This window comes from Streptomyces sp. 2323.1, assembly GCF_900221035.1.
In the GTDB taxonomy this organism is placed as follows: Bacteria; Actinomycetota; Actinomycetes; order Streptomycetales; family Streptomycetaceae; genus Streptomyces; species Streptomyces sioyaensis.
The window spans coordinates 2,232,988-2,254,807 of sequence record NZ_LT907981.1 but is presented as its reverse complement, the minus strand read 5'-3'; the positions used below and the strand labels follow the sequence as shown (position 1 = coordinate 2,254,807).

The 21,820-nt window shown below is 72.4% G+C and carries 15 protein-coding genes; 11 read left to right on the top strand and 4 right to left on the bottom strand.

From position 1 onward, the window contains the following. Positions 1–98 precede the first annotated feature (98 nt). The gene (locus tag CPH93_RS08990) at positions 99–1,280 is read left to right on the top strand and encodes a polyamine ABC transporter substrate-binding protein (RefSeq protein ID WP_096212497.1); all 1,182 of its coding nucleotides are present in this window, start codon (positions 99–101) and stop codon (positions 1,278–1,280) included. Between the two features lie 99 nt (positions 1,281–1,379). Here the strand turns inward: CPH93_RS08990 and CPH93_RS08985 are convergent, their stop codons facing one another. Together CPH93_RS08985 and CPH93_RS08980 are read right to left on the bottom strand one after the other, a co-directional pair. Beyond that, positions 1,380–2,477 carry an adenosine deaminase gene (locus CPH93_RS08985; RefSeq protein WP_443031433.1) on the bottom strand — a complete coding sequence of 366 codons (1,098 nt, stop codon included), beginning with the start codon at positions 2,475–2,477 and terminating at the stop codon, positions 1,380–1,382. A 48-nt stretch (positions 2,478–2,525) separates the two neighbouring features. Then, on the bottom strand, positions 2,526–3,149 hold the full coding sequence (locus CPH93_RS08980; RefSeq protein ID WP_096212496.1) for an NADAR family protein: 624 nt from the start codon (positions 3,147–3,149) through the stop codon (positions 2,526–2,528). Between the two features lie 201 nt (positions 3,150–3,350). Here CPH93_RS08980 and CPH93_RS08975 point away from each other — a divergent pair, with 201 nt between their 5' ends. The 6 genes from CPH93_RS08975 to CPH93_RS08950 all read left to right on the top strand — a co-directional run bounded on the left by CPH93_RS08975 (position 3,351) and on the right by CPH93_RS08950 (position 10,673). Further along, entirely contained in the window at positions 3,351–4,868 is a 1,518-nt protein-coding gene (locus CPH93_RS08975) for a gamma-aminobutyraldehyde dehydrogenase (RefSeq protein ID WP_096212495.1), read from the top strand. 116 nt (positions 4,869–4,984) lie between these two features. Next, positions 4,985–6,232, top strand: a complete 1,248-nt coding sequence (locus CPH93_RS08970) for a polyamine ABC transporter substrate-binding protein (RefSeq protein WP_093485409.1) — start codon at positions 4,985–4,987, stop codon at positions 6,230–6,232. Between the two features lie 55 nt (positions 6,233–6,287). Further along, the gene (locus CPH93_RS08965; RefSeq protein WP_093485410.1) at positions 6,288–7,451 is read left to right on the top strand and encodes an ABC transporter ATP-binding protein; all 1,164 of its coding nucleotides are present in this window, start codon (positions 6,288–6,290) and stop codon (positions 7,449–7,451) included. Then, a complete protein-coding gene (locus CPH93_RS08960; protein WP_096212494.1) occupies positions 7,448–8,386 on the top strand; it encodes an ABC transporter permease in 939 nt (312 codons plus the stop codon). Before CPH93_RS08965 ends, CPH93_RS08960 begins: the two co-directional genes overlap by 4 nt. Then, positions 8,386–9,237 (top strand): ABC transporter permease, encoded by an 852-nt coding sequence (locus CPH93_RS08955; protein WP_093485412.1) that lies wholly within the window; start codon positions 8,386–8,388, stop codon positions 9,235–9,237. The genes CPH93_RS08960 and CPH93_RS08955 overlap by 1 nt, the downstream gene beginning before the upstream one ends. A gap of 20 nt (positions 9,238–9,257) precedes the next feature. Further along, entirely contained in the window at positions 9,258–10,673 is a 1,416-nt protein-coding gene (locus tag CPH93_RS08950; RefSeq protein WP_093485413.1) for an NAD(P)/FAD-dependent oxidoreductase, read from the top strand. 47 nt (positions 10,674–10,720) lie between these two features. On the opposite strand, the gene CPH93_RS08945 is transcribed toward CPH93_RS08950, so the two are convergent. Together CPH93_RS08945 and gabT are read right to left on the bottom strand one after the other, a co-directional pair. Continuing rightward, positions 10,721–11,368: a phosphatase PAP2 family protein gene (locus CPH93_RS08945; protein ID WP_331716983.1), complete on the bottom strand. Its 648-nt coding sequence runs from the start codon at positions 11,366–11,368 to the stop codon at positions 10,721–10,723. A 550-nt stretch (positions 11,369–11,918) separates the two neighbouring features. After that, entirely contained in the window at positions 11,919–13,268 is a 1,350-nt protein-coding gene (gene gabT, locus CPH93_RS08940) for a 4-aminobutyrate--2-oxoglutarate transaminase (protein ID WP_006602792.1), read from the bottom strand. Positions 13,269–13,545: 277 nt separating this feature from the next. On the opposite strand from gabT, the gene CPH93_RS08935 reads away from it, so the two are divergent. The 4 genes from CPH93_RS08935 to CPH93_RS08920 all read left to right on the top strand — a co-directional run bounded on the left by CPH93_RS08935 (position 13,546) and on the right by CPH93_RS08920 (position 21,766). Continuing rightward, on the top strand, positions 13,546–15,732 hold the full coding sequence (locus CPH93_RS08935) for an ATP-binding protein (protein WP_096212493.1): 2,187 nt from the start codon (positions 13,546–13,548) through the stop codon (positions 15,730–15,732). A 215-nt stretch (positions 15,733–15,947) separates the two neighbouring features. After that, positions 15,948–17,624, top strand: a complete 1,677-nt coding sequence (locus CPH93_RS08930) for a PucR family transcriptional regulator (protein WP_096212492.1) — start codon at positions 15,948–15,950, stop codon at positions 17,622–17,624. Positions 17,625–17,966: 342 nt separating this feature from the next. After that, positions 17,967–19,427, top strand: coding sequence for an aldehyde dehydrogenase family protein (locus CPH93_RS08925; protein WP_096212491.1), 1,461 nt, complete (start codon positions 17,967–17,969; stop codon positions 19,425–19,427). A gap of 419 nt (positions 19,428–19,846) precedes the next feature. Further along, positions 19,847–21,766, top strand: coding sequence for an acyl-CoA dehydrogenase family protein (locus tag CPH93_RS08920; RefSeq protein WP_093485416.1), 1,920 nt, complete (start codon positions 19,847–19,849; stop codon positions 21,764–21,766). Positions 21,767–21,820 lie beyond the last annotated feature (54 nt).

Genomic DNA, 21,820 nt, shown 5'->3' with positions numbered 1-21,820 from the left:
GCGGCACACAACGCCCGACACACCGTCGCGGGCGGAGGCCCGGCAATGGACGCTCTGTCTCTTGCCGCCTCCGCCCGCGGCGCGTGAGAGTGCTCGCCATGGCTGATCTTTCGCGGCGTGCGCTGCTCCGGGGTGCGGGAGCGACAGGGGTGACCGGGGCGCTGGCCGCCATGACCGGATGCGGGGTGCCGCCCGCGTACGTCTGGGCGGCGGACCGCACCGGCCCGGACCGGTCGGCGCGCGACCCCCGGCTGGTCTTCGCGAACTGGCCGCTCTACATCGACGTCGACGACCACGACAAGCAGCGCCGGCCCACCCTGGCGGCATTCGAGCGGCGCAGCGGGATCTCCGTCACGTACACCGAGGAGATCAACGACAACGACGAGTTCTTCGGCAAGATCGGCCCGGCGCTGATGAACCATCAGAGCACCGGCCGCGATCTGATCGTCATGAGCGACTGGATGTGCGCCCGCCTCGTCCGGCTGGGGTGGGTGCAGGAGATGGACCGGGCCGCTCAGCCGCACGTCGCCCGGTACCTCGATCCGCAGCTGCGCACCCCGCACTTCGACCCGGGCCGCAGGCACTCGGTGCCCTGGCAGTCCGGGATCACCGGTATCGCCTACAACCGCCGCAAGCTCGGCCGGGAGATCAGGCACACCTCGGATCTGTGGAAGGACGACCTGCGCGGCCGGGTCACCCTGCTCTCCGGGCTCGACGAATCGTTCGCGATGCTGATGCAGGGCGACGGCGTCGACATCACCCGCTGGACGGCCGGCGACTTCCACCGGATGACCGACCGGATCCGCCGGCTGGTGAGCCGCGGCCACATCCGGCGCTTCACCGGCAACGACTACATCAAGGACCTCGACTCCGGGGACGTGCTCGCCGCCCAGGCCTACTCGGGCGATGTGATCCAACTGCAGGCCGACAACCCGGACATCGAGTTCGTGGTGCCGCAGGAGGGCGCCGAACTCTGGGCGGAGAGCCTGCTGATCCCCAACCTCGCGGCACACAAGCGCACCGCCGAGCGGCTGATCGACTACTACTACGAGCCGGCGGTGGCCGCGGAGCTGGCCGCCTGGGTCAACTATGTCTGCCCCGTGCCGGCCGCGCGGGAGGTCCTCGCGTCCTCCCATGACAAGGAGCGTGCCGCCCTCGCCGAGGATCCGCTGATCTTCCCCGACGACGCGATGCGCAAGCGGCTGGCCATCGCCCGCGACATCACCTCCGCCGAGCGGACCGAGTTCGCCAAGGAGTGGAACGGGATCGTGGGGTTGTAATCGTGGGGTTGTAGGGGGCCCCGACCGCCCGTCGTCCCGCCGGCCCCGGGTGCGGTCCGGGGGACGACGGGCGGGCGGTCGGGGCGCCGGCCCTCGTGGTCAGGCGCGCCAGGACGCCGTGTACGTGTCGATCTCCGCTGACAGCCGGGCCTTCGCGGGGGCGTCCATGAAGGAGGCCTCGACGGCGTTCTTGGCGAGGGCGGCCACGCCCTTCGTGTCCAGGCCCAACAGGCGGGCGGCGACGCCGTATTCGGTGTTGAGGTCGGTGCCGAACATCGGCGGGTCGTCGCTGTTGATGGTGACCAGCACGCCCGCGTCGACCATCTCCTTGAGCGGGTGCTCGTCCAGGGTGCGCACCGCGCGGGTGGCGATGTTGGAGGTGGGGCAGACCTCCAGCGGGATGCGGTGCTCGGCGAGATGGGCCAGCAGCGCGGGGTCCTGGGTGGCGCTGGTGCCATGGCCGATGCGCTCGGCGCCCAGCTCGCGGAGCGCGTCCCAGATCGTCTCGGGTCCGGTGGTCTCCCCGGCGTGCGGGACGGAGTGCAGACCGGCCGCGCGGGCGCGGTCGAAGTACGGCTTGAACTGCGGGCGCGAGACCCCGATCTCCGGGCCGCCGAGGCCGAACGAGACCAGGCCCTCGGGCTGCAGGTCGCAGGCGATCCTGGCGGTCTCCTCCGCGGACGCCAGGCCCGCCTCGCCGGGGATGTCGAAGCACCAGCGCAGCACCACGCCCAGCTCCGACTCCGCCGCCTTGCGGGCGTCCTCGATCGCCTCGACGAACGCGGCGTCGGGGATGCCGCGGCTGGTCGAGCTGAAGGGGGTGACGGTCAGCTCGGCGTAGCGGATCTGCTGCCGGGCCATGTCCCGGGCGACCTCGTACGTCAGCAGCCGGACGTCCTCGGCATCGCGGATCAGGTCCACGACGGAGAGGTAGACCTCGATGAAGTGCGCGAAGTCGCGGAAGGTGAAGTAGTCGACCAGGGCGTCGGGGTCGGTGGGGACGGCGGAGTCGGGGTGGCGGGCCGCCAGCTCGGAGACGATACGCGGGGACGCCGATCCGACGTGGTGGACGTGCAGTTCCGCCTTGGGCAGGCCCGTGATGAAGGCATCGAGATCGGACAACGGTTCCTCCTGGTCAAAGGGTGCGCCGGAGTGCGCGGAGGGGCCCGGCCATGCTATGTGGGGCGGGGCGGTCATGGCGCGGGGGATGACGCACCGGCCCGCAGGAGCGGCCCCGGGCCTGCCCTACGGCTGCCCGCCCGCCTCTTCCCGCAGCTGCTGCCGGGCCGCCATCAGCGCGAAGCCCAGCAGATTCAGGCCCCGCCAGCGCGCCGGGTCGGCGGCCCGCTCGTCGTCGGCGGCCAGGCCGATGCCCCATATCCGGTCCAGCGGACTGGCCTCGACCAGCACCCGGGACCCCGTGCCCAGCAGGTACTCCCGCAGGGCGGCGTCCTGCCGGAACTTGTGCACGCTGCCCTCGACGACCAGGGCGAAGCGCCGGCGCTGCCAGGTCTCCTCGTCGAAGCCGCGGACCGTCCGCCCGGCGTCCTTGGCCTGGCGGGGGTGGCGCGCCGCGAGCACCCGCCGCTCGGCCTCCGCATCGCCGAACAGCCGGGCCTTGCCGGCCATCATCCAGTGCTCCGCGGTGGCGTAGCGGACGCGGTCGACGGTGAAGGGGGAGGGCCACCACTGGCTGAAACAACTGGCGCCGAGGCTGCCGTCGCGCCGCGGGCTGTGGCCCCAGAAAAAGACGTACTTCGGGTGCTTCCCGGCGGCCGTCGCCCGGCGCAGCTCGTCGACCGAGCGCGGCCCGTCGGCGGCGCGGCCGGCGGCTTCCTCCGTGGTGATCCCCGTGTGGTCGTGCATCATGCCGGGATTCTGTCAGCGGGCACTGACAACGTGTCGGGGCCGTGGCCAGGCAAAGAACAGATTTCGTCGTGTAACCAAAAGGCAACAACGGAATCACTTGTTGAGGTTGCGTTCCTCTGCCAGGATCGGCCATCGATTCCGGAAATAGCTACGCCAGGCAGTGCCGCTGAGCGGCCCCGGCGCCCGGCGGAGGAGTGCACCATGGATCAGCGGTTCGATGCCACCGAGCGGTTCGCCGAGGGCGCGCAATTCATCGCAGGCAGTCTCCGGAGCGGCAGTTCCGGCCGTACCCAGGACGTCGTGGACCCGGCGACCGGCGAGACGGTGTACTCCTACGAACTCGCCGGCGAGGCAGAGGTGGACGCGGCCGTCGAGGCCGCACGGCGGGCGTTCGCGGACTGGGGCGGTGCCACGCCCGGCGAGCGCTCCGACACCCTGCACCGCTTCGCCGCCGCGCTCACCGAGGACGCCGGCGACCTCGCCCGCGCCGAGTCGCTGAACTGCGGAAAGCCGATCAAGCTCAGCGAGGAGTTCGACGTACCGGGCTCGATCGACAACGCCGCGTTCTTCGCGGGCGCCGCCCGGCACCTGGAGGGCAAGGCGGCCGGGGAATACAGCGCCGACCACACCTCCGTGATCCGCCGCGAGCCGATCGGCGTCGTCGGCTCCATCGCACCGTGGAACTACCCGCTCCAGATGGCCGCCTGGAAGGTGCTGCCGGCCCTCGCCGCGGGCAACACGATCGTCCTCAAGCCGGCCGAGATCACCCCCTTCACCTCGCTGCTGTTCGCGCAGGCCGCCCAGCGCGCGGGGCTGCCCGACGGGGCGCTCAACATCGTCTCCGGCGCCGGCCGGGACGCGGGTGAGCGCCTCGTCGGCCACCCCTCCGTCGCCATGACCTCCTTCACCGGCTCGACCGCCGTCGGCAAGCGGGTCGCCGAGATCGCCACCGGCACCGTCAAGCGGCTGCACCTCGAACTCGGCGGCAAGGCCCCCTTCGTCGTCTTCGACGACGCCGACCTGGAGGCCGCCGTGCACGGCGCGGTCGCCGGGGCACTGATCAACACCGGCCAGGACTGCACCGCCGCCACCCGCGCCTATGTCCAGCGCCCCCTCTACGACGCCTTCGTCAGCGGTGTCGCCGATCTGATGGCGACCGTGCGGCTCGGCGACCCCTTCGACCCGTCCACCGACCTGGGACCGCTGATCTCGCACGCCCAGCGCGACCGGGTGGCCGGCTTCGTGGACCGGGCGCGCGCCTACGCCACCGTCGTCACCGGCGGCGAGGCACCCCAGGGCGCGCTGGCCAACGGCGCCTACTACCGGCCCACGCTGATCGCCGGAGCCGCACAGGACAGCGAGATCGTGCAGTCCGAGATCTTCGGCCCGGTCCTGGTCGTGCTGCCCTTCGACAGCGACGACGAGGGCATCGCGCTGGCCAACGACACCCCCTACGGGCTGGCCGCCTCCGCCTGGAGCCGGGACGTCTACCGCACCAGCCGCGCCACCCGCGAGATCAACGCGGGCTGCGTCTGGGTCAACGACCACATCCCGATCATCAGCGAGATGCCGCACGGCGGCGCCAAGGCCTCCGGCTTCGGCAAGGACATGTCGGCCTACTCCTTCGAGGAGTACACCCAGGTCAAGCACGTCATGTACGACAACACCGCGGTGGCACGGAAGGACTGGCACCGCACGATCTTCGGGGACCGTCCGTAACGGACGTCCCACCCGGACGGCGGCGGGCCGGCCCCGCCGCCACCCCTGCGGCCCGCGCCGCGCGGCTTCGTCACCACCGGCCCAGTGCCGGGTTCACCCCTGAAAGGGCACCGCGCATGGAGCACCACGAGCAGCCCGAACCCCTGTCCCCGGTCGAACTCGCCGCCGTGCGCCGCAGCATGACCAACGGCCGGCTCGCCATGACCCGCCGCTCCCTGCTGCGCGCCGGCGGTGCCATGGCGGCCGCGGCCGGCGGGCTGGGCGCCCTGTCGGCGTGCGGGATCCCGCCCGCGGGCCGTAAGGACGCCGGCCGGAGCGAGGACCACTCCGCGGCGGAGAAGCGTCTGAACTTCTCCAACTGGACCGAGTACATGGACGTCAGCAAGGACGGCAAGCACCGTCCGACGCTGGACCGCTTCACCCGGCGCACCGGCATCGCCGTCAAATACACCGAGGACATCAACGACAACGACGAGTTCTTCGGCAAGATCCAGGCGCAGCTCGCGGCCGGCCAGGACACCGGCCGCGACCTGATCGTGCTCACCGACTGGATGTGCGCCCGGATGATCTCCCTGGGCTGGATCCAGCAGCTGGACCCGGCCAACCTGCCGCACGCCTACGCCAACCTCTCGGCGCAGTACCGCGACCCCGCCTGGGACCCGGGCCGCGCGCACTCCTACGTCTGGCAGGGCATCCCGGCCCTCATCGCGTACAACAAGAAGGCCACCGGCGGGAAGAAGGTCGACTCGGTCAGTCAGCTGCTGGAGGACCCGAAGCTCAAGGGGCGGGTCGGCTTCCTCTCCGAGATGCGCGACAGCATCGGGCTGACCCTGCTGGACATGGGCAAGCGGCCCGAGGACGTCACCGCGGACGACTACGACGCGGCCATCGCCCGGCTCCAGAAGGGCGTCGACTCCAAGCAGATCCGCCGCTTCACCGGCAACGACTACACCAACGACCTGGACAAGGGCGACCTCGCCGCCTGTGTGGCCTGGGCCGGTGACGTCGTCCAGCTGCAAAGCGACAACCCGGACATCGCCTACGCCATCCCCAAGTCCGGCTACATGGTCTCCACCGACAACCTCATGGTGCCGAACAAGGCCCGCCACAAGCAGAACGCCGAACGGCTCATCGACTACTTCTACGAGCCGAAGGCGGCGGCCCGGCTCGCGGCGTACATCAACTACGCCTGTCCCGTCGACGGGGTACGCGAGGAGTTGGCCAAGATCGACAAGAGCGCGGCCGACAACCCGCTGATCCTGCCGGACAAGGAGATGGCCGCCCGCTCCCACTCCTTCCGCGCCCTGTCCGCCAAGGAGAACAAGGAGTTCGCCCAGAAGTTCTCCGACCTCACCGGCGCCTGATCCCCCACCGGGCCCGCCCGAGCCGTTTCGCCCACCGACACACGGGACGACCGACATGACGAAGACCGCGACCCCCCAGAGCAGCGGCGGCGATGTCCGCCTCCACGGGATAAGCAAGACCTACGGCTCCTTCACCGCCGTCCATCCGCTCGATCTGACCGTCCCCGCGGGCTCCTTCTTCGCGCTGCTGGGCGCCTCGGGCTGCGGCAAGACGACCACCCTGCGCATGATCGCCGGGCTGGAGGAGCCGACCACCGGGACCGTCGAGCTGTCCGGCCAGGACGTGACCGCCCTGCCGCCCTACAAGCGGCAGGTCAACACCGTCTTCCAGAACTACGCCCTCTTCCCGCACCTGGACATCTACGAGAACGTCGCCTTCGGCCTGCGCCGCCGCGGCATCAAGTCCGTCAAGAAGCAGGTCGAGGAGATGCTCGACCTCGTCCAGCTCGGGCCGATGGCGCGCCGCAAGCCGCAGCAGCTCTCCGGCGGCCAGCAGCAGCGCGTCGCGGTCGCCCGGGCGCTGATCAACCACCCCCAGGTGCTGCTCCTCGACGAACCGCTGGGCGCCCTCGACCTCAAGCTGCGCCGCCAGATGCAGCTGGAGCTCAAGCGCATCCAGACCGAGGTCGGCATCACCTTCGTGCACGTCACCCACGACCAGGAGGAGGCCATGACGATGGCCGACACCGTGGCCGTGATGAACGGCGGCCGGGTCGAACAGCTCGGCGCCCCCGCCGACCTCTACGAGAACCCCGGCACCACCTTCGTCGCCAACTTCCTGGGCACCTCCAACCTGATCGAGGCCGAGGTCGTCGAGGCCGGCGGCGAGGAGCTGCTGCTCAAGGCCGGTGACGCCAAGCTGCGGCTGCCCGCCGCCCGGTGCAGCGCCCCGGCCCGTACGGGCGAGAAGGTGCTGGCCGGCGTGCGGCCCGAGAAGGTCGCGCTGAAGCACGGCGACGACGCCGGGTCGCTCACCGAAGGCCACAACCGGCTGCCCGGCCGCATCAAGGACGCCAGCTTCATCGGCGTCTCCACCCAGTACGTCGTCGAGGTGCCCGGCCTGGGCGAACTCGCCGTCTACGAGCAGAACATCGAGCGCGACGGCCGCCTCGTCCCCGGCGCGGAGATCGTGCTGCACTGGAACCCGGCGCACACCTTCGGTCTGGACGCCGCCCAGGACATCCAGGCCGGCGCGGACCTCGACGAGGAGGCCGCGTGACCACGACCGTCGCACCCGCGCCGCCGGACGGGCCGGCCGAGGCGGAGGCCCCGGTCCTCCGCAAGACCCCCGTCCGCAAGCGCCTGGTCCCCTACTGGCTGCTGCTGCCCGGCATCCTGTGGCTGATCGTCTTCTTCGCCGCACCGCTCGTGTACCAGGCGTCGACCTCGACCCAGACCGGCTCCCTCGAAGAGGGCTTCAAGGTCACCTGGCACTTCGCCACCTACTGGGACGCGCTCGGCGAATACTGGCCGCAGTTCGTCCGCTCGATGGCGTACGCCGGCATCGCCACCGTGCTCTGCCTGGTCCTGGGCTATCCGCTGGCCTACCTCATCGCCTTCAAGGCGGGCCGCTGGCGCAATGTGGTGATGATCCTGGTCATCGCCCCGTTCTTCACCAGCTTCCTGATCCGTACGCTCGCCTGGAAGACGATCCTGGCCGACGGCGGGCCGGTCGTCGGCGTGCTGAACTCGCTGCACGTCCTGGACGTCACCAGCTGGCTGGGCCTCACCGAGGGCCACCGGGTGCTGGCCACCCCGCTCGCGGTGGTCTGCGGACTGACCTACAACTTCCTGCCGTTCATGGTCCTGCCGCTCTACACCTCGCTGGAGCGCATCGACCCGCGCCTGCACGAGGCCGCCGGCGACCTCTACGCCCGCCCCTCGACCACCTTCCGCCGGGTGACCTTCCCGCTGTCGATGCCCGGTGTCGTCGCCGGCACCCTGCTGACCTTCATCCCGGCCGCCGGTGACTACATCAACGCCGAACTGCTGGGCTCCACCGACCAGAAGATGATCGGCAACGTCATCCAGTCCCAGTTCCTGCGGGTCCTGGACTACCCGACCGCGGCCGCGCTCTCCTTCATCCTCATGGCGGCCATCCTCGCCATGGTCACCCTCTACATCCGCAAGTCCGGGACGGAGGACCTGGTCTGATGGCCGTCCACGAGACCACGAAAGACTCCGGGACCCCCGCGGCCCGCACCCCGAACCGGGGCCTGCGCTGGCTGCGCCGCAACATCGTCGTGATGGCGGGCCTCGCCACGCTGGGCTATCTGATCCTGCCCAACCTCGTGGTGATGGTCTTCTCCTTCAACAAGCCCAACGGCCGCTTCAACTATCAGTGGCAGCACTTCTCCACGGACGCCTGGCGCGATCCGTGCGGCGTCGCCGACCTGTGCGGCTCGCTCGGCCTGAGCCTGCAGCTGGCGCTGTGGGCCACCGTCGGCGCCACCGTCCTCGGCACCATGATCGCGTTCGCGCTGGCCCGCTACCGCTTCCGCGCCCGCTCCGGCGTCAACACCCTGATCTTCCTGCCGATGGCGATGCCCGAGGTCGTCATGGCCGCCTCGCTGGCCACCCTCTTCCTCAACATGGGCATCGAGTTCGGCTTCTGGACGATCCTCATCGCCCACATCATGTTCTGTCTGAGCTTCGTGGTCACCGCCGTCAAGGCACGGGTGATGAGCATGGACCCGCGCCTGGAACAGGCCGCCCAGGACCTCTACGCCTCACCCGTCCAGACCTTCCTGCGGGTGACGCTGCCGATCGCCGCCCCCGGCATCGCGGCCGGCGCGCTGCTGTCCTTCGCGCTGTCCTTCGACGACTTCATCATCACCAACTTCAACGCCGGCTCCACCGTGACCTTCCCGATGTTCGTCTGGGGATCGGCTCAGCGGGGCACGCCCGTGCAGATCAACGTCATCGGCACCGCGATGTTCCTGGTCGCAGTGTTGTGCGTACTCGCCGGTCAACTGGCCGGGAACCGCCGCAAGAAGAGGAGCTGAGAACCATGGCACGAGCTGCCATGCCGCACACGCCCGGGGCGTCCCCGGTCCATGCGCTCGCGGACGCCGCCCCCACCCCCTTCTGGCTCGACGACCCCGCCCGCCCCGCCGCCCTGCCCGCCCTCGTCGGCGACGAGACCTGCGACCTGCTGGTCGTCGGCGGCGGCTACTCGGGACTGTGGACCGCGCTGATCGCCAAGGAACGCGACCCCGCGCGCGACGTCGTCCTCATCGAAGGCGCCGAGATCGGCTGGGCCGCCTCCGGGCGCAACGGCGGCTTCTGCGCCGCCTCCCTCACCCACGGCCTCGGCAACGGCCTGGCCCGCTGGCCCGATGAACTCGCCACCCTCGAAAAGCTCGGCATCCGCAACCTCGACGCCATCGGGGACGCCGTCGCCCGCTACGGCATCGACTGCGCCTTCGAGCGCACCGGCGAGATCGACATCGCCACCGAGCCCCACCAGGTCGCCGAACTCCAGGAGTTCGCCGAGGACGCCGCGAAGCTCGGCCTCGACCGGCACACCTTCCTCGACGAGGACGCGCTGCGTGCCGAGGTCGACTCGCCGACCTTCCGCGCCGGACTGTGGGACCGCGACGGCGTCGCCATGCTCAACCCGGCCCGCCTCGCCTGGGGCCTGAAGAAGGCCTGTCTCGGCCTCGGCGTCCGCATCTACGAGCGCACCCGCGCCACCGCGCTCGCCTCCGAAGGTACGGGCATGGCCGTCCGCACCCCCTACGGCCGGGTCTTCGCCCGCCATGTCGCGCTGGGCACCAACGCCTTCCCGTCCCTGGTCAAGCGGGTCCGCCCGTACATCGTCCCGGTCTACGACCACGCCCTGATGACCGAGCCGCTGACCGACGAACAGCTCGCCGCCATCGGCTGGAAGAACCGCCAGGGCCTGTCGGACTCCAACAACCACTTCCACTACTTCCGCATCACCGAGGACCACCGCATCCTGTGGGGCGGCTACGACATCGTCTACCGCTACGGCGGCGGCGTACGCGCCGAATACGACCACCACCCGGCCACCTACGAGAAGCTCGCCCGGCACTTCTTCCGCTGCTTCCCGCAGCTGGAGGGGCTGCGCTTCACCCACAGCTGGGGCGGCGCCATCGACACCTGCTCGCGCTTCTCCGCCTTCTTCGGCACCGCGCACGCCGGCCGGGTCGCCTACGCCACCGGCTACACCGGCCTCGGCGTGGGCGCCACCCGCTTCGGCGCCGAGGTCATGCTCGACCTGCTCGCGGGCGAGCGCACCGAGCGCACGGAGCTGGAGATGGTCCGCAGCAAGCCGCTGCCGTTCCCGCCGGAACCGCTGCGCTGGGCCGGCATCGGGATCACCCAGTGGTCGATGACCCGCGCCGACACCCACGGCGGACGCCGCAATCTGTGGCTGAAGGCCATGGACAAGGCGGGGCTGGGCTTCGACAGCTGACGCCCGGCCAGGGGGCGGCCGGCCGCGCGCCGTCCGCCCCCTCGGGTCTACGGCCGCCCCTGGGCACCCACGACCCGTCGTCCGCCCGACCACCGGTCGCACACCGCACACCACACCGCGAGCAGCACCCCGGCCAGACACCAGCTGCCGAGCACGTCCAGCGGCCAGTGATAGCCCCGGCGCACCAGGCCCATGCCGACAACCGCGTTGAGCAGGACGACCGCGGCGACGACCGCCGGCACGACCGCGCGGCGGGCCGTCGTCCGCCGCCGGCCGCGGAACAGCAGCAGCGCCGCCAGGCCGTAGAGCACCGCCGCCGTGGCGCCGTGGCCCGACGGATAGAAGCCCTCGTGCGCCGCGCCCGCCATCTGCGGCGGGCCCGGCCGGGCGAGCCACAGCTTGAGCGGGACCACCAGCGCGGGCACCGCCACCGCCGTGAGGCCGGCCGCGAGCGGGGGCAGCCACCACCGCGAGGGAGCGCCGCCGTCGGCCGCCCGGCGACGCGCTGCGCGCCGGCCCCGCCACAGGGCCCACACCAGGACCGCCGCCAGCACCGGCAGCGCCACCGCCGTATTGCCGAGATCGGCGAAGAACCCGGCAGGTCCGGCGGGGAGGCCGCCGGAGGCCACGGCGCGGCCGAGCCGCTCGTCGAGCGCGCGCAGCGGGCCGTGCGCGGCCACCTGCCAGGTGAGCACGGCGAAGAGCAGCGCACTGACCCCACAGACCGACAGCGGGGACAGGCGGCGACGGGGGCCGGGGCCGGACGGCTCCGCGGGGCCCGGGAAAAGGGTCGGCCGCCTCGGAACAGGGGGGGTGGTTCCGAGGCGGCCGTGGTGACCGGTGTCCCGCGCGCCCCGGGGGGTCTGGGGCGGGCGGACATCCGATCGGTGAGGATTCCCGGAGTTCCCTGTGCCAGGGGTTCCGGTGTTGTGCGCGAGGGCACGGCCTGGTCGGAGCCGGGGAAGCGCCGACCGGGCGTCGCCCGCAGTCCCCTGCGAGCGGGGTGTTTCTCTCATCTGCAGAAACCGTACGGCACCACGACCGCGCCCGACAGCCGCATCACCCGCCCGCCATCGGCCCCGCACATCTTCTTCACGCCATGCCTCCACCTACGCGTGTTCGCACAGAAATGAGCACAGAAATCCTCAAAGGGAGGGGCAAAGAGCGGGGCCCAACGGGCCGCGGCCCGGGACACGGCATCAGCCGTGCCCCGGGCCGCGCCGCGCCGGGTGTCTGCCCAGGTGCTCAGATCGTGGCGAAGGCGCCTTCGAGGATGTCCAGGCCCTCGCTGAGCAGGTCCTCGCCGATGACCAGCGGCGGCAGGAAGCGCAGCACGTTGCCGTACGTACCGGTCGTCAGCACCAGCAGGCCCTCCTGGTGGCAGGCCTTGGCCAGCGCGGCGGTGGCCTCCGGGTTCGGCTCCTTGGAACCGGACTTGACCAGCTCGATCGCGATCATCGCGCCGCGGCCGCGGACCTCGCCGATGATGTCGTACTTCTCCGCGATCGCGGTCAGCCGCGGCTTCATGATCTCGCCGATCCGGCGGGCCTTGGCGTTCAGGTCCTGCTCGCGCATGGTCTCGATCGAGCCCAGCGCCGCGGCGCAGGCCACCGGGTTGCCGCCGTAGGTGCCGCCCAGGCCGCCGGCGTGCGCGGCGTCCATGATCTCGGCGCGGCCGGTGACCGCGGCCAGCGGCAGACCGCCCGCGATGCCCTTGGCGGTGGTGATCAGGTCCGGGACGATGCCCTCGTCCTCACACGCGAACCACTGGCCGGTACGGCAGAAGCCGGACTGGATCTCGTCCGCGACGAAGACGATGCCGTTCTCCTTCGCGAAGTTCGCGATCGCCGGCAGGAAGCCCTTGGCCGGCTCGATGAAACCGCCCTCACCGAGCACCGGCTCGATGATGATCGCCGCGACGTTCTCCGCCCCGATCTGCTTGGTGATCTGCGAGATGGCCTGGTCCGCGGCCTCCTGCGCACAGTTCTCCGGGCCGGTCAGCCAACGGTAGGGGTAGGCCACCGGGACGCGGTAGACCTCGGGCGCGAACGGGCCGAAGCCCTGCTTGTACGGCATGTTCTTGGAGGTGAGCGCCATCGTCAGGTTCGTACGGCCGTGGTAGCCGTGGTCGAAGACGACGACCGCCTGGCGCTTGGTGTGCACGCGGGCGATCTTGACGGCGTTCTCGACGGCCTCCGCACCGGAGTTGAACAGCGCCGACTTCTTCGCGTGGTCGCCCGGCGTCAGCTCGGCCAGCTGCTCACAGACCTCGATGTACGGCTCGTACGGCGCCACCATCGCACAGGTGTGGGTGAAGGCCGCCAGCTGCGCGGTGGCCCGGCGGACGACCGCCTCCGCGCTGTTGCCGACCGAGGTCACCGCGATGCCGGAGCCGAAGTCGATCAGGGAGTTCCCGTCCACGTCCTCCAGGACACCGCCGCCCGCGCGCTTGACGAAGACGGGCAGCACGGCGCCGACGCCACCGGCCACCGTGGCCTGCTTGCGCGCCCACAGCTCCTGCGACTTCGGGCCGGGGATCGCGGTGACGACGCGACGCTCCTGGGGGAGGGCGGGGCCTCCGGACAGTTCGGTCATGGCAGTCTCCTGGGGTGGAACGGGACGACGTACAAAGGTGTTGTTCTCGCAGGCTAGGGGCGGCCGGGCAGCTCTGGCATGTTCCGTTCGGGAGAAGTGCGCGTGTTGCGTTGTCCGCACCGGACATAGCGGCGGCCCCCGGCCAGTAGATTGAGCGACGGCGCGCCCGGCAGTGGCAGAGGCCAGCGCGGGCATGACAATGGCAGCGCAGGCCCGACGACGCGGCCGCGGCGCAACGACGCAGCAGCCCACGGCTCAAGGGGGACTAGGGCACCGGATGGACACCGAGGGCACGCAGGACGCACAGGAGACCGCTCCCCGGCCGCCCGGCGGAGCGCACCGACCCGCCGCCGCGGTGCCGCGCCCCGCGGCACCGCCCACCCCGCCGCCACCCACCGCCCCGCCCACCGTGCCGGCCGTGCCCGCCGCCCCGCCGGGCCCCGCGCCCGCCGGCTCAGCCGCCGAACCGCCCCTGCTGGGCTGGCTGCGCACCCCGCGCCCGGCCGCCGCGCCCGGTATCTGGACCTTCGGCCACCGGCCCCGGGCCGCGGCGGATCCCGACCGGGTCCCCGCGCGGCAGCTGATCAGCGGCGCGGTGATCTCGTTCCTGTGCGGGTGGCTGTTGTGGTCGCTGCTGTGGAACCAGTACCTCGGCAGTTACTGGCTCTGGCCGCTGGTGCTGCTGACGCCGGACTCCTGGCGGGTGGCCGGCGGCGACAAGATGGTCTACGTGGTGGCCACCTACCTCTACTACGGCCTGGTGCTGGCGCTCCTGGTCGTGGTGTTCGGCCGCCTCGGCCGCTGGCCCGAACTCGCCCGCCGCTTCCTGCGGCCGGCCCTCGGCCGGCTGCGCAAGCGGGCCCCCGCGCCCAAGCCGCAGCCCGCCGCCGACCGGGCCCAGTGGCCCGAACTGCGGGCACACGGCGCCGCGGACGCGGCCGACAGGCTCGCCGCCGAGGCGCGCACCGGTCGGATGAACGATGTGGACGTGGCCAGGATCGAGCGCGCCTGGCACTCGGTGCGGTCCGGCAAGAACTCCCTGGCCTCCTTCACCGACACCGTGCTCCGGCACGGCGCGGCGGCCTGTGCGCACCCCTCGGGCCGGCGCGACCTGGCCCGCCGGACCGCCCACCACGATCTGCTCGCCCACCAGGTCCGCATCGGCACCGCCGTCGACCATCCCCGCAACCCGTATCAGCACCGGCTGGCCGGATGCGCCCTGGAACCGGCGCTGCTGGGGACCTCGCTGCTGGCCGTCGGGCCGGCCGGCAGTGGCAAGACCACCCGGGTCGTCAAGCCCGTCGTCGAGTCGATGTGTCTGCAGGCGCTGGCCGGGCAGTGCGCGGTGGTCGTGGTCGGCCCGGCCGGCTCCGACCTCGGTGCCGACGACGCGTTCGATGTGGTGGTCCGGATCGGCCGCCCCGATCCGGAGTGCGATCTCGATCTGTACGGCGGCACCACGGACCCCGACGAAGCGGCCGGCATCCTCGCCGAGGCGCTGGTCGGTGATCTCGCCGAGCAACTGCCCGGCGGCGACAGCCGGCGCGCCGCCACCGCACTGGCCCAGCTGCTCGGCCCCTTCGCGGCCGCCCACGACCGCTTCCCCACCGTGCCCGAGCTGCGCGAACTGCTGGACGGCGCGCCCCAGGCGATGTCCGCGCTGCGCACCGCCCTGGAGGAGGCCGGCGCCCAGACCCTGCTGCGCGAACTGGACGCACGGGCCCGCCAGTCGGAGCGCCCCGGCGACCTCGGCGTGCTCCTCGCCGACCGCATCGCCCTCCTGGACCGGCCCGCCTTCGCCGCGTTCTTCGACCCCACCGGGGGCACCCGGCAGGTCTCGCTGCGCGCCCTGGACCATCCGCTGCGGGTCCGTATCGAACTGCCCGAGCGCGGCCATGCGGAGGCCTCGCGGATCCTCGCCCGGCTGGTGCTGGCGCAGTTCACCGAGTGCGCGGTGGCCCGCGGCGACCGCTCGGTGTTCGCCTGCCTGGTCCTCGACGAGGCAGCCCACACCATCACCGCCGAGGCGCTGCGCGGGCTGCAGCGGCTGCGCTCGGCGAACGCCGGGGCGGTGCTGACGCTGCGCTCGCTGGACGACGTCCCCGACGCGCTGCGCGGCACGCTGCTGGGCTCGGTGGGCTGCCGGATGGCGTTCGCGGGCGTGACGACCTGGGACGGCGCCCGGTTCGCCGAGGTGTGGGGCAAGGAGTGGGTGGAGACCCGTGATGTGACGGACCGTCAAATCATTGCCGAGGGCGCCGCGATGAAGGCGCTCCACCTCTTCCGCCACCTGGTCACCGGCAAGGCGCCCACCGCCAAGGCCGTCACCGTCCGCACCGTCGAGCGGGAGCGCTGGTCCGCCTCCGACCTCGCCAATTCGCTGCCGCCCGGGCATGCCGTGCTGTCGGTGACCTCGGTGGCGGGGGAGCATGCGCCGCCCGTGCTGGTGGATCTGCGGTCCTGAGGGGCCGGACGGCGGGGGCGCCGTCTCCGGTGGGCCGGAGGCGGCGGGAATGTCCGGCCCGCGGGTCCCCCCGATTCCTCCGCTGAGGCAGAATCGACACTGGCCGTTCATACAGGGCGGCGAAAACAACGGGTCGGCGGCCGGTCCCCCCGGCCCTGCCGGTGACCGGTTGTCGACCATCCGTCCCCCGCAGTCGTCGACGTCACGAAGGTCCCATGCCGCACACGCTCGCTTCCCTGGTCAACCACACCGCGCTCAAGCTGACCGTGCTCGCGGGCGAGGGGCAGCTGGACGTGCCGGTGCGCTGGGCGCACGCGAGTGAGCTGATCGATCCGGTGCCGTACATGGAAGGCGGCGAGCTGCTGCTGATCACCGCGCTCAAGCTGGACGCGGAGGACGCGGCGGCGACCCGCAGCTATGTGCGGCGGATCGCCGAGGCCGGGGTGGTCGGGCTGGGCTTCGCGGTCGGGGTGAACTACGAGGGGGTGCCGGCGGCGCTGGTCGAAGCGGCCAGGGAGCAGGGGCTGCCACTGCTCGGGGTGCCCCGCAGGACACCGTTCATCGCGATCAGCAAGGCGGTCTCGGCGGCCGTCGCCGCCGACCAGTACCGCGCGGTCACCGCCGGGTTCGAGGCGCAGCGGGAGCTGACCCGGGCGGCGCTCGGCGCCGAGGGACCGGCCGAGCTCCTGGCCCGGCTCGCGGCACATCTGGACGGCTGGGCCGCGCTCTACGACGCCTCGGGGGCGGTGGTCGCCGCCGCCCCCGACTGGGCGGCCCGGCGCGCGGCCCGGCTGGCCGAGGACGTCGGGCGGCTGCGCGAGCGGCCCGCCCCCGCCAGCTCCGTGGTCAGTGACACCGAAGGCGACGACCGGGTCGAACTGCAGTCGCTGGGCACCGGGCGGCGGGCCCGCGGGGTGCTCGCGGTCGGTACCGCCGCGCCGCTCGGTACGGCCGAGCGCTACGCCGTGCACTCCGCGGTCGCGCTGCTCACCCTCACCACCGAGCGGTCCAGGGCGCTGCAGGACGCCGAGGCGCGGCTGGGCGCGGCGGTGCTGAAGATGCTGCTCGCCGGGGAGCCGGACCATGCGCGGGCGGTGGCCGGGCGGCTCTACGGCGGACTGCTGGACGCGCCGTTCCGGGTGGTGGTCGCCGAGCCGGTGCCCGCCGAGGAACAGTCGCCGGGGGCGGGCGAGGGCGCCGTCTCCCCGGGGGGCCTCGACGGGCTGGCCGACGCGATGGACTCCGCGGCCGCCCGGACCGGTGAGGCGCTGCTCGCCGTGCCGGACGGCGGCCGGCTGATCGTGCTGGTCGCGGACGGCGGCGCGGCCGCGGACGCCTGTGCCGCGTACGCCGCCGAGGCCGAGGCCCGCGCCGGTGCGCAGCCGCGTGCGCGCGGCCGGTCCGGGCGCGGGGAGAGCGGCCGGGGCGGGACGGTGGCCGTCGGGCTGTCGGCGCCGACCGGACCGATGGCCGCCGCCCACGCCTACCGCCAGGCCGAACAGGCGCTGTCGGTGGCCCGCCGGCGCGGCCGGGCGCTGGTCGAGCACGAGGACGTGGCGGCCGGATCCGTGCTGCCGCTGCTCGCCGACGACGCGGTCCGTGCCTTCGCGGACGGGCTGCTGCGGGCGCTGCGCGAGCACGATGCGACCGGCCGCGGCGATCTGGTGGCCTCGCTGCGGGCCTGGCTCGCCCGGCACGGCCAGTGGGACGCGGCCGCCGCCGACCTCGGCGTCCACCGCCACACCCTGCGCTACCGCATGCGGCGGGTGGAGGAGATCCTGGGGCGCTCGCTGGACGACGCGGATGTCCGGATGGAGCTGTGGCTGGCGCTGAAGGCGACCTCGACGTCCGAGGGCAACGAGGGCGGGGCGGGTTCGTCGCCCTCCTTGTGACGGTCGCCCTCCCTGTGACGGACGGTCCGCCCGCTGCGTGAGCCCCCTCGGCCGCGCACCGCGGAGCCCCGTCCCGTACGCCCACTCGGCCACGCGTCAGGGCCCCCTCCGTACGCGCCCTTGGTCGCAGCCGGAGTTCCGCCCCGTACGCCCTCTCCGCCACGCCCCCGGCCCCACCCCGTCCGCCCCCTCCACCGCGGAGAGACCGGCCTGCCGATTACTCCGCTACGGACAAACGCCACGGCGCCGCCGTCCCCCTACCTTGGGTGCAGAGTCAAAACCGCAGAGGCGCTCGCTGAGCCATGCGCACCACCCACCACGTCTGAAGGGCCGGGTTCCACTGTGCCGATCCCCACTGATGCAGCCCCCACCGCCTTCTGGCTCGCCGGCCGTAAGGCCACCGGCGAGGCCACCTTCGATGTCACCTCCCCCTGGGACGGACGTCTCGTCGGCACGGTGAGCGTCCCCACCGAGGCGCAGGTCGAGGAGGCCATCGCGGCCTCCGTCGCCGTTCAGGACGAGCTGGCCGCGACCCCCGCGCATGTGCGGGCCGCCGCCCTGGACCATGTGCACCGCCGGCTGGTGGAGCGTACGGAGGAGATCGCCCGGCTGATCTCCGCGGAGAACGGCAAGCCCATGAAGTGGGCGCGCGGCGAGGTCGGCCGGGCGGTGTCCGTGTTCCGCTTCGCGGCCGAGGAGGCCCGCCGCTTCAACGGCGGCGAGGCGCAGCGGCTGGACACCGACGCGGGCGGCGCCGGCCGGCTCGCGCTCACCCGCCGCTTCCCGCGCGGCACGGTGCTGGGCATCGCCCCGTTCAACTTCCCGCTGAACCTCTGCGCCCACAAGGTCGCCCCGGCCATCGCCGCCGGCGCCCCGATCATCCTCAAGCCGGCCCCCGCGACCCCGCTCTCCGGTCTGCTCATCGGCGAGCTGCTGGCCGAGACCGACCTGCCGGCCGGCTCCTGGTCGATCCTCCCGGTGCCCAACGAGCGGATGGCGGCGCTGGTTCAGGACGAGCGGCTGCCGGTCGTCTCCTTCACCGGCTCCGAGAAGGTCGGCTACGCGATCCTCGACTCGGTGCCGCGCAAGCACTGCACCCTGGAGCTCGGCGGCAACGGCGCCGCCGTCGTCCTGCCGGACTTCTCCTCCGAGGCGGACCTGGACTGGGCGGCGCAGCGCATCGCCACCTTCTCCAACTACCAGGGCGGCCAGTCCTGCATCTCGGTGCAGCGGGTGATCGCCGACGCGTCCGTCTACGACCGGCTGGTGCCGAAGATCGTGGCGGCCGTCGAGGCGCAGGTCACCGGTGACCCCTCCGACGACGCGACCGAGGTCGGCCCGCTGGTGAGCGAGGACGCCGCCCAGCGCGTCGAGTCCTGGGTGGACGAGGCCGTGGAGCGCGGCGCGAAGCTGCTCGCGGGCGGCAAGCGCGACGGCGCCTCCTACGCGCCGACCGTGCTGGCGGACGTGCCCGCCGGCGCCACCCTCGCCTGCGAGGAGGTCTTCGGTCCGGTGCTCACCCTGACCAAGGTCGAGGGCGTCGACGAGGCGTTCGCGGCCGTCAACGACTCCAAGTTCGGCCTGCAGGCGGGCGTGTTCACGCACGATGTGCAGACCGCGTTCCGCGCCCACCGCGCGCTGGAGGTCGGCGGCGTGATCATCGGCGATGTGCCGTCCTACCGCGCCGACCAGATGCCGTACGGCGGCGTCAAGCAGTCCGGGGTGGGCCGCGAGGGCGTGCGCTTCGCGATGGACGACTACACCTACGAGCGGGTCATGGTCCTCACCGGACTCGCGCTGTAACCCACCGGCCCGGCCCGGCCAGGTGGACAGCGACGGCCGTCCTCGGGCCGTATCACCCTCCGGGCCACGGCCGGCGCTCCGGCGCCGGCCCCGGCGCGGCGCGCTCCGGCACTCTGCTGCGGAGCGCGCCGCGTCCGCCGTTCCGGCCCGCGGCGGGTCACGCCGGCCGGGGGTGCGACACCGCCCCCACTCCACCGGCGCCGTGCCCCACCCCCCGAAGGGCCGAGGCCCGCAAGTCCTCAGGGACCGGTGCCCGGACGCAGGCCTCCCATGGCGCGCGGGCGCCCTTGCGCCGGCTTCTCCTCGTACCTCCAGTGGTGCAACCCGTGCGGATCGGGTAACTCTCACAAGTAGCGCTGTCCAGCGACCGACCGGCCGCCGGCGCTGAACTCCCGAACCCGCGGCGAGGTGAGCTCCTGATGACCGCTCCATCCATCCGCAACGTTTCCGAGCGCGAAGCACGCCAGGTCGCCGAGGCGGCCCGCGAGCAGGACTGGCGCAAGCCCAGCTTCGCCAAGGAACTGTTTCTGGGGCGCTTCCGGCTCGACCTCATCCATCCGCACCCCACCCCCGCGGTCGACGACGTGCGCCGCGGCGAGAAATTCCTCGCCACGCTGCGTGAGTTCTGCGAGACGAAGATCGACAGCGCCCGGATCGAGCGCGAGGGAACGATTCCGGACGAGACCATCAAGGGTCTCAAGGAGCTCGGCGCGCTGGGAATGAAGATCGACCCGAAGTACGGCGGCCTCGGGCTGACCCAGGTCTACTACAACCGGGCACTGGCCCTGGTCGGCACCGCCAGCCCCGCCATCGGCGCGCTGCTCTCCGCGCACCAGTCGATCGGCGTACCGCAGCCCCTGAAGCTGTTCGGCACCAAGGAGCAGAAGGAGACGTTCCTGCCGCGCCTGGCGCGGACGGACATCTCGGCGTTCCTGCTGACCGAGCCCGACGTCGGTTCGGACCCGGCCCGGCTGGCGACCGTGGCCGTCCCTGATGGCGACGACTACGTACTCGACGGCGTGAAGCTGTGGACCACCAACGGTGTGGTCGCCGATCTGCTGGTGGTGATGGCGCGGGTGCCCGCCTCCGACGGCCACAAGGGCGGCATCACGGCGTTCGTCGTCGAGGCCGACGCACCCGGCGTCACCGTCGAGCACCGCAACGCCTTCATGGGCCTGCGCGGCCTGGAGAACGGCGTCACCCGCTTCCACCAGGTACGGGTCCCCGCCGCGAACCGCATCGGCCCCGAGGGCGCCGGCCTGAAGATCGCGCTGACCACCCTCAACACCGGACGGCTGTCGCTGCCCGCGATGTGCGTCGGCTCCGGCAAGTGGTGCCTGAAGATCGCCCGTGAGTGGTCCGGGGCCCGCGAGCAGTGGGGCCGCCCGGTCGCCAAGCACGAGGCCGTCGGCGCCAAGATCTCCTTCATCGCCGCCACCACCTTCGCCCTCGAAGCGGTCGTCGACCTCTCCTCCCAGATGGCCGACGAGAACCGCAACGACATCCGCATCGAGGCAGCCCTCGCCAAGCTCTACGGCTCCGAGATGGGCTGGCTGATCGCCGACGAACTCGTCCAGATCCGCGGCGGCCGCGGCTTCGAGACCGCCGACTCGCTCGCCGCCCGCGGCGAACGCGCGGTCCCCGCCGAGCAGCTGCTGCGCGACATGCGCATCAACCGGATCTTCGAGGGCTCCACGGAGATCATGCATCTGCTGATCGCCCGGGAGGCGGTGGACGCCCATCTGTCGGTCGCCGGCGACCTCATCGACCCCGACAAGACCCTCGCCGACAAGGGCCGGGCGGCGGCCAAGGCCGGCGGGTTCTACGCCCGCTGGCTGCCCAAGCTCGTCGCCGGTCCGGGCCAACTCCCGCGTACGTACCAGGAGTTCGGGATGCTCGCCGGGCATCTGCGGTACGTCGAGCGGACCTCCCGCAAGCTCGCCCGCTCCACGTTCTACGCGATGTCCCGCTGGCAGGGCCGGATGGAGACCAAGCAGGGCTTCCTCGGCCGGATCGTCGACATCGGCGCCGAGCTGTTCGCGATGAGCGCCGCGTGCGTCCGCGCCGAGTACCTGCGGGAGACCGACGACCACGGGCGCGAGGCGCAGCAGCTGGCCGACGTGTTCTGCCGGCAGGCGCGGATCCGGATCGAGGAGCTGTTCGGCCGGCTGTGGACCAACACCGACGAGCTCGACCGCAAGGTCGTCTCCGGGGTGCTCGACGGCAACTACACCTGGCTGGAGGACGGCATCGTCGACCCCAGCGGCGACGGCCCCTGGATCGCCGACGCCACCCCGGGCCCGAGCAGGACGGACAACGTCCGGCGGCCCATCCGCTGAGCCGGACGCGGCCCGCAGTCCGGGGCCGCCCCGGCGGTGATCCGCCGGGGCGGC

Bases quoted from the DNA above. Each gene is read 5' to 3' on its own strand.
- CPH93_RS08990 (WP_096212497.1), top strand. From the start codon at position 99: ATGGCTGATCTTTCGCGGCGTGCGCTGCTCCGGGGTGCGGGAGCGACA.
- CPH93_RS08985 (WP_443031433.1), bottom strand. From the start codon at position 2,477: ATGACCGCCCCGCCCCACATAGCATGGCCGGGCCCCTCCGCGCACTCC.
- CPH93_RS08980 (WP_096212496.1), bottom strand. From the start codon at position 3,149: ATGATGCACGACCACACGGGGATCACCACGGAGGAAGCCGCCGGCCGC.
- CPH93_RS08975 (WP_096212495.1), top strand. From the start codon at position 3,351: ATGGATCAGCGGTTCGATGCCACCGAGCGGTTCGCCGAGGGCGCGCAA.
- CPH93_RS08970 (WP_093485409.1), top strand. From the start codon at position 4,985: ATGGAGCACCACGAGCAGCCCGAACCCCTGTCCCCGGTCGAACTCGCC.
- CPH93_RS08965 (WP_093485410.1), top strand. From the start codon at position 6,288: ATGACGAAGACCGCGACCCCCCAGAGCAGCGGCGGCGATGTCCGCCTC.
- CPH93_RS08955 (WP_093485412.1), top strand. From the start codon at position 8,386: ATGGCCGTCCACGAGACCACGAAAGACTCCGGGACCCCCGCGGCCCGC.
- CPH93_RS08950 (WP_093485413.1), top strand. From the start codon at position 9,258: ATGCCGCACACGCCCGGGGCGTCCCCGGTCCATGCGCTCGCGGACGCC.
- gabT (WP_006602792.1), bottom strand. From the start codon at position 13,268: ATGACCGAACTGTCCGGAGGCCCCGCCCTCCCCCAGGAGCGTCGCGTC.
- CPH93_RS08935 (WP_096212493.1), top strand. From the start codon at position 13,546: ATGGACACCGAGGGCACGCAGGACGCACAGGAGACCGCTCCCCGGCCG.
- CPH93_RS08930 (WP_096212492.1), top strand. From the start codon at position 15,948: ATGCCGCACACGCTCGCTTCCCTGGTCAACCACACCGCGCTCAAGCTG.
- CPH93_RS08920 (WP_093485416.1), top strand. From the start codon at position 19,847: ATGACCGCTCCATCCATCCGCAACGTTTCCGAGCGCGAAGCACGCCAG.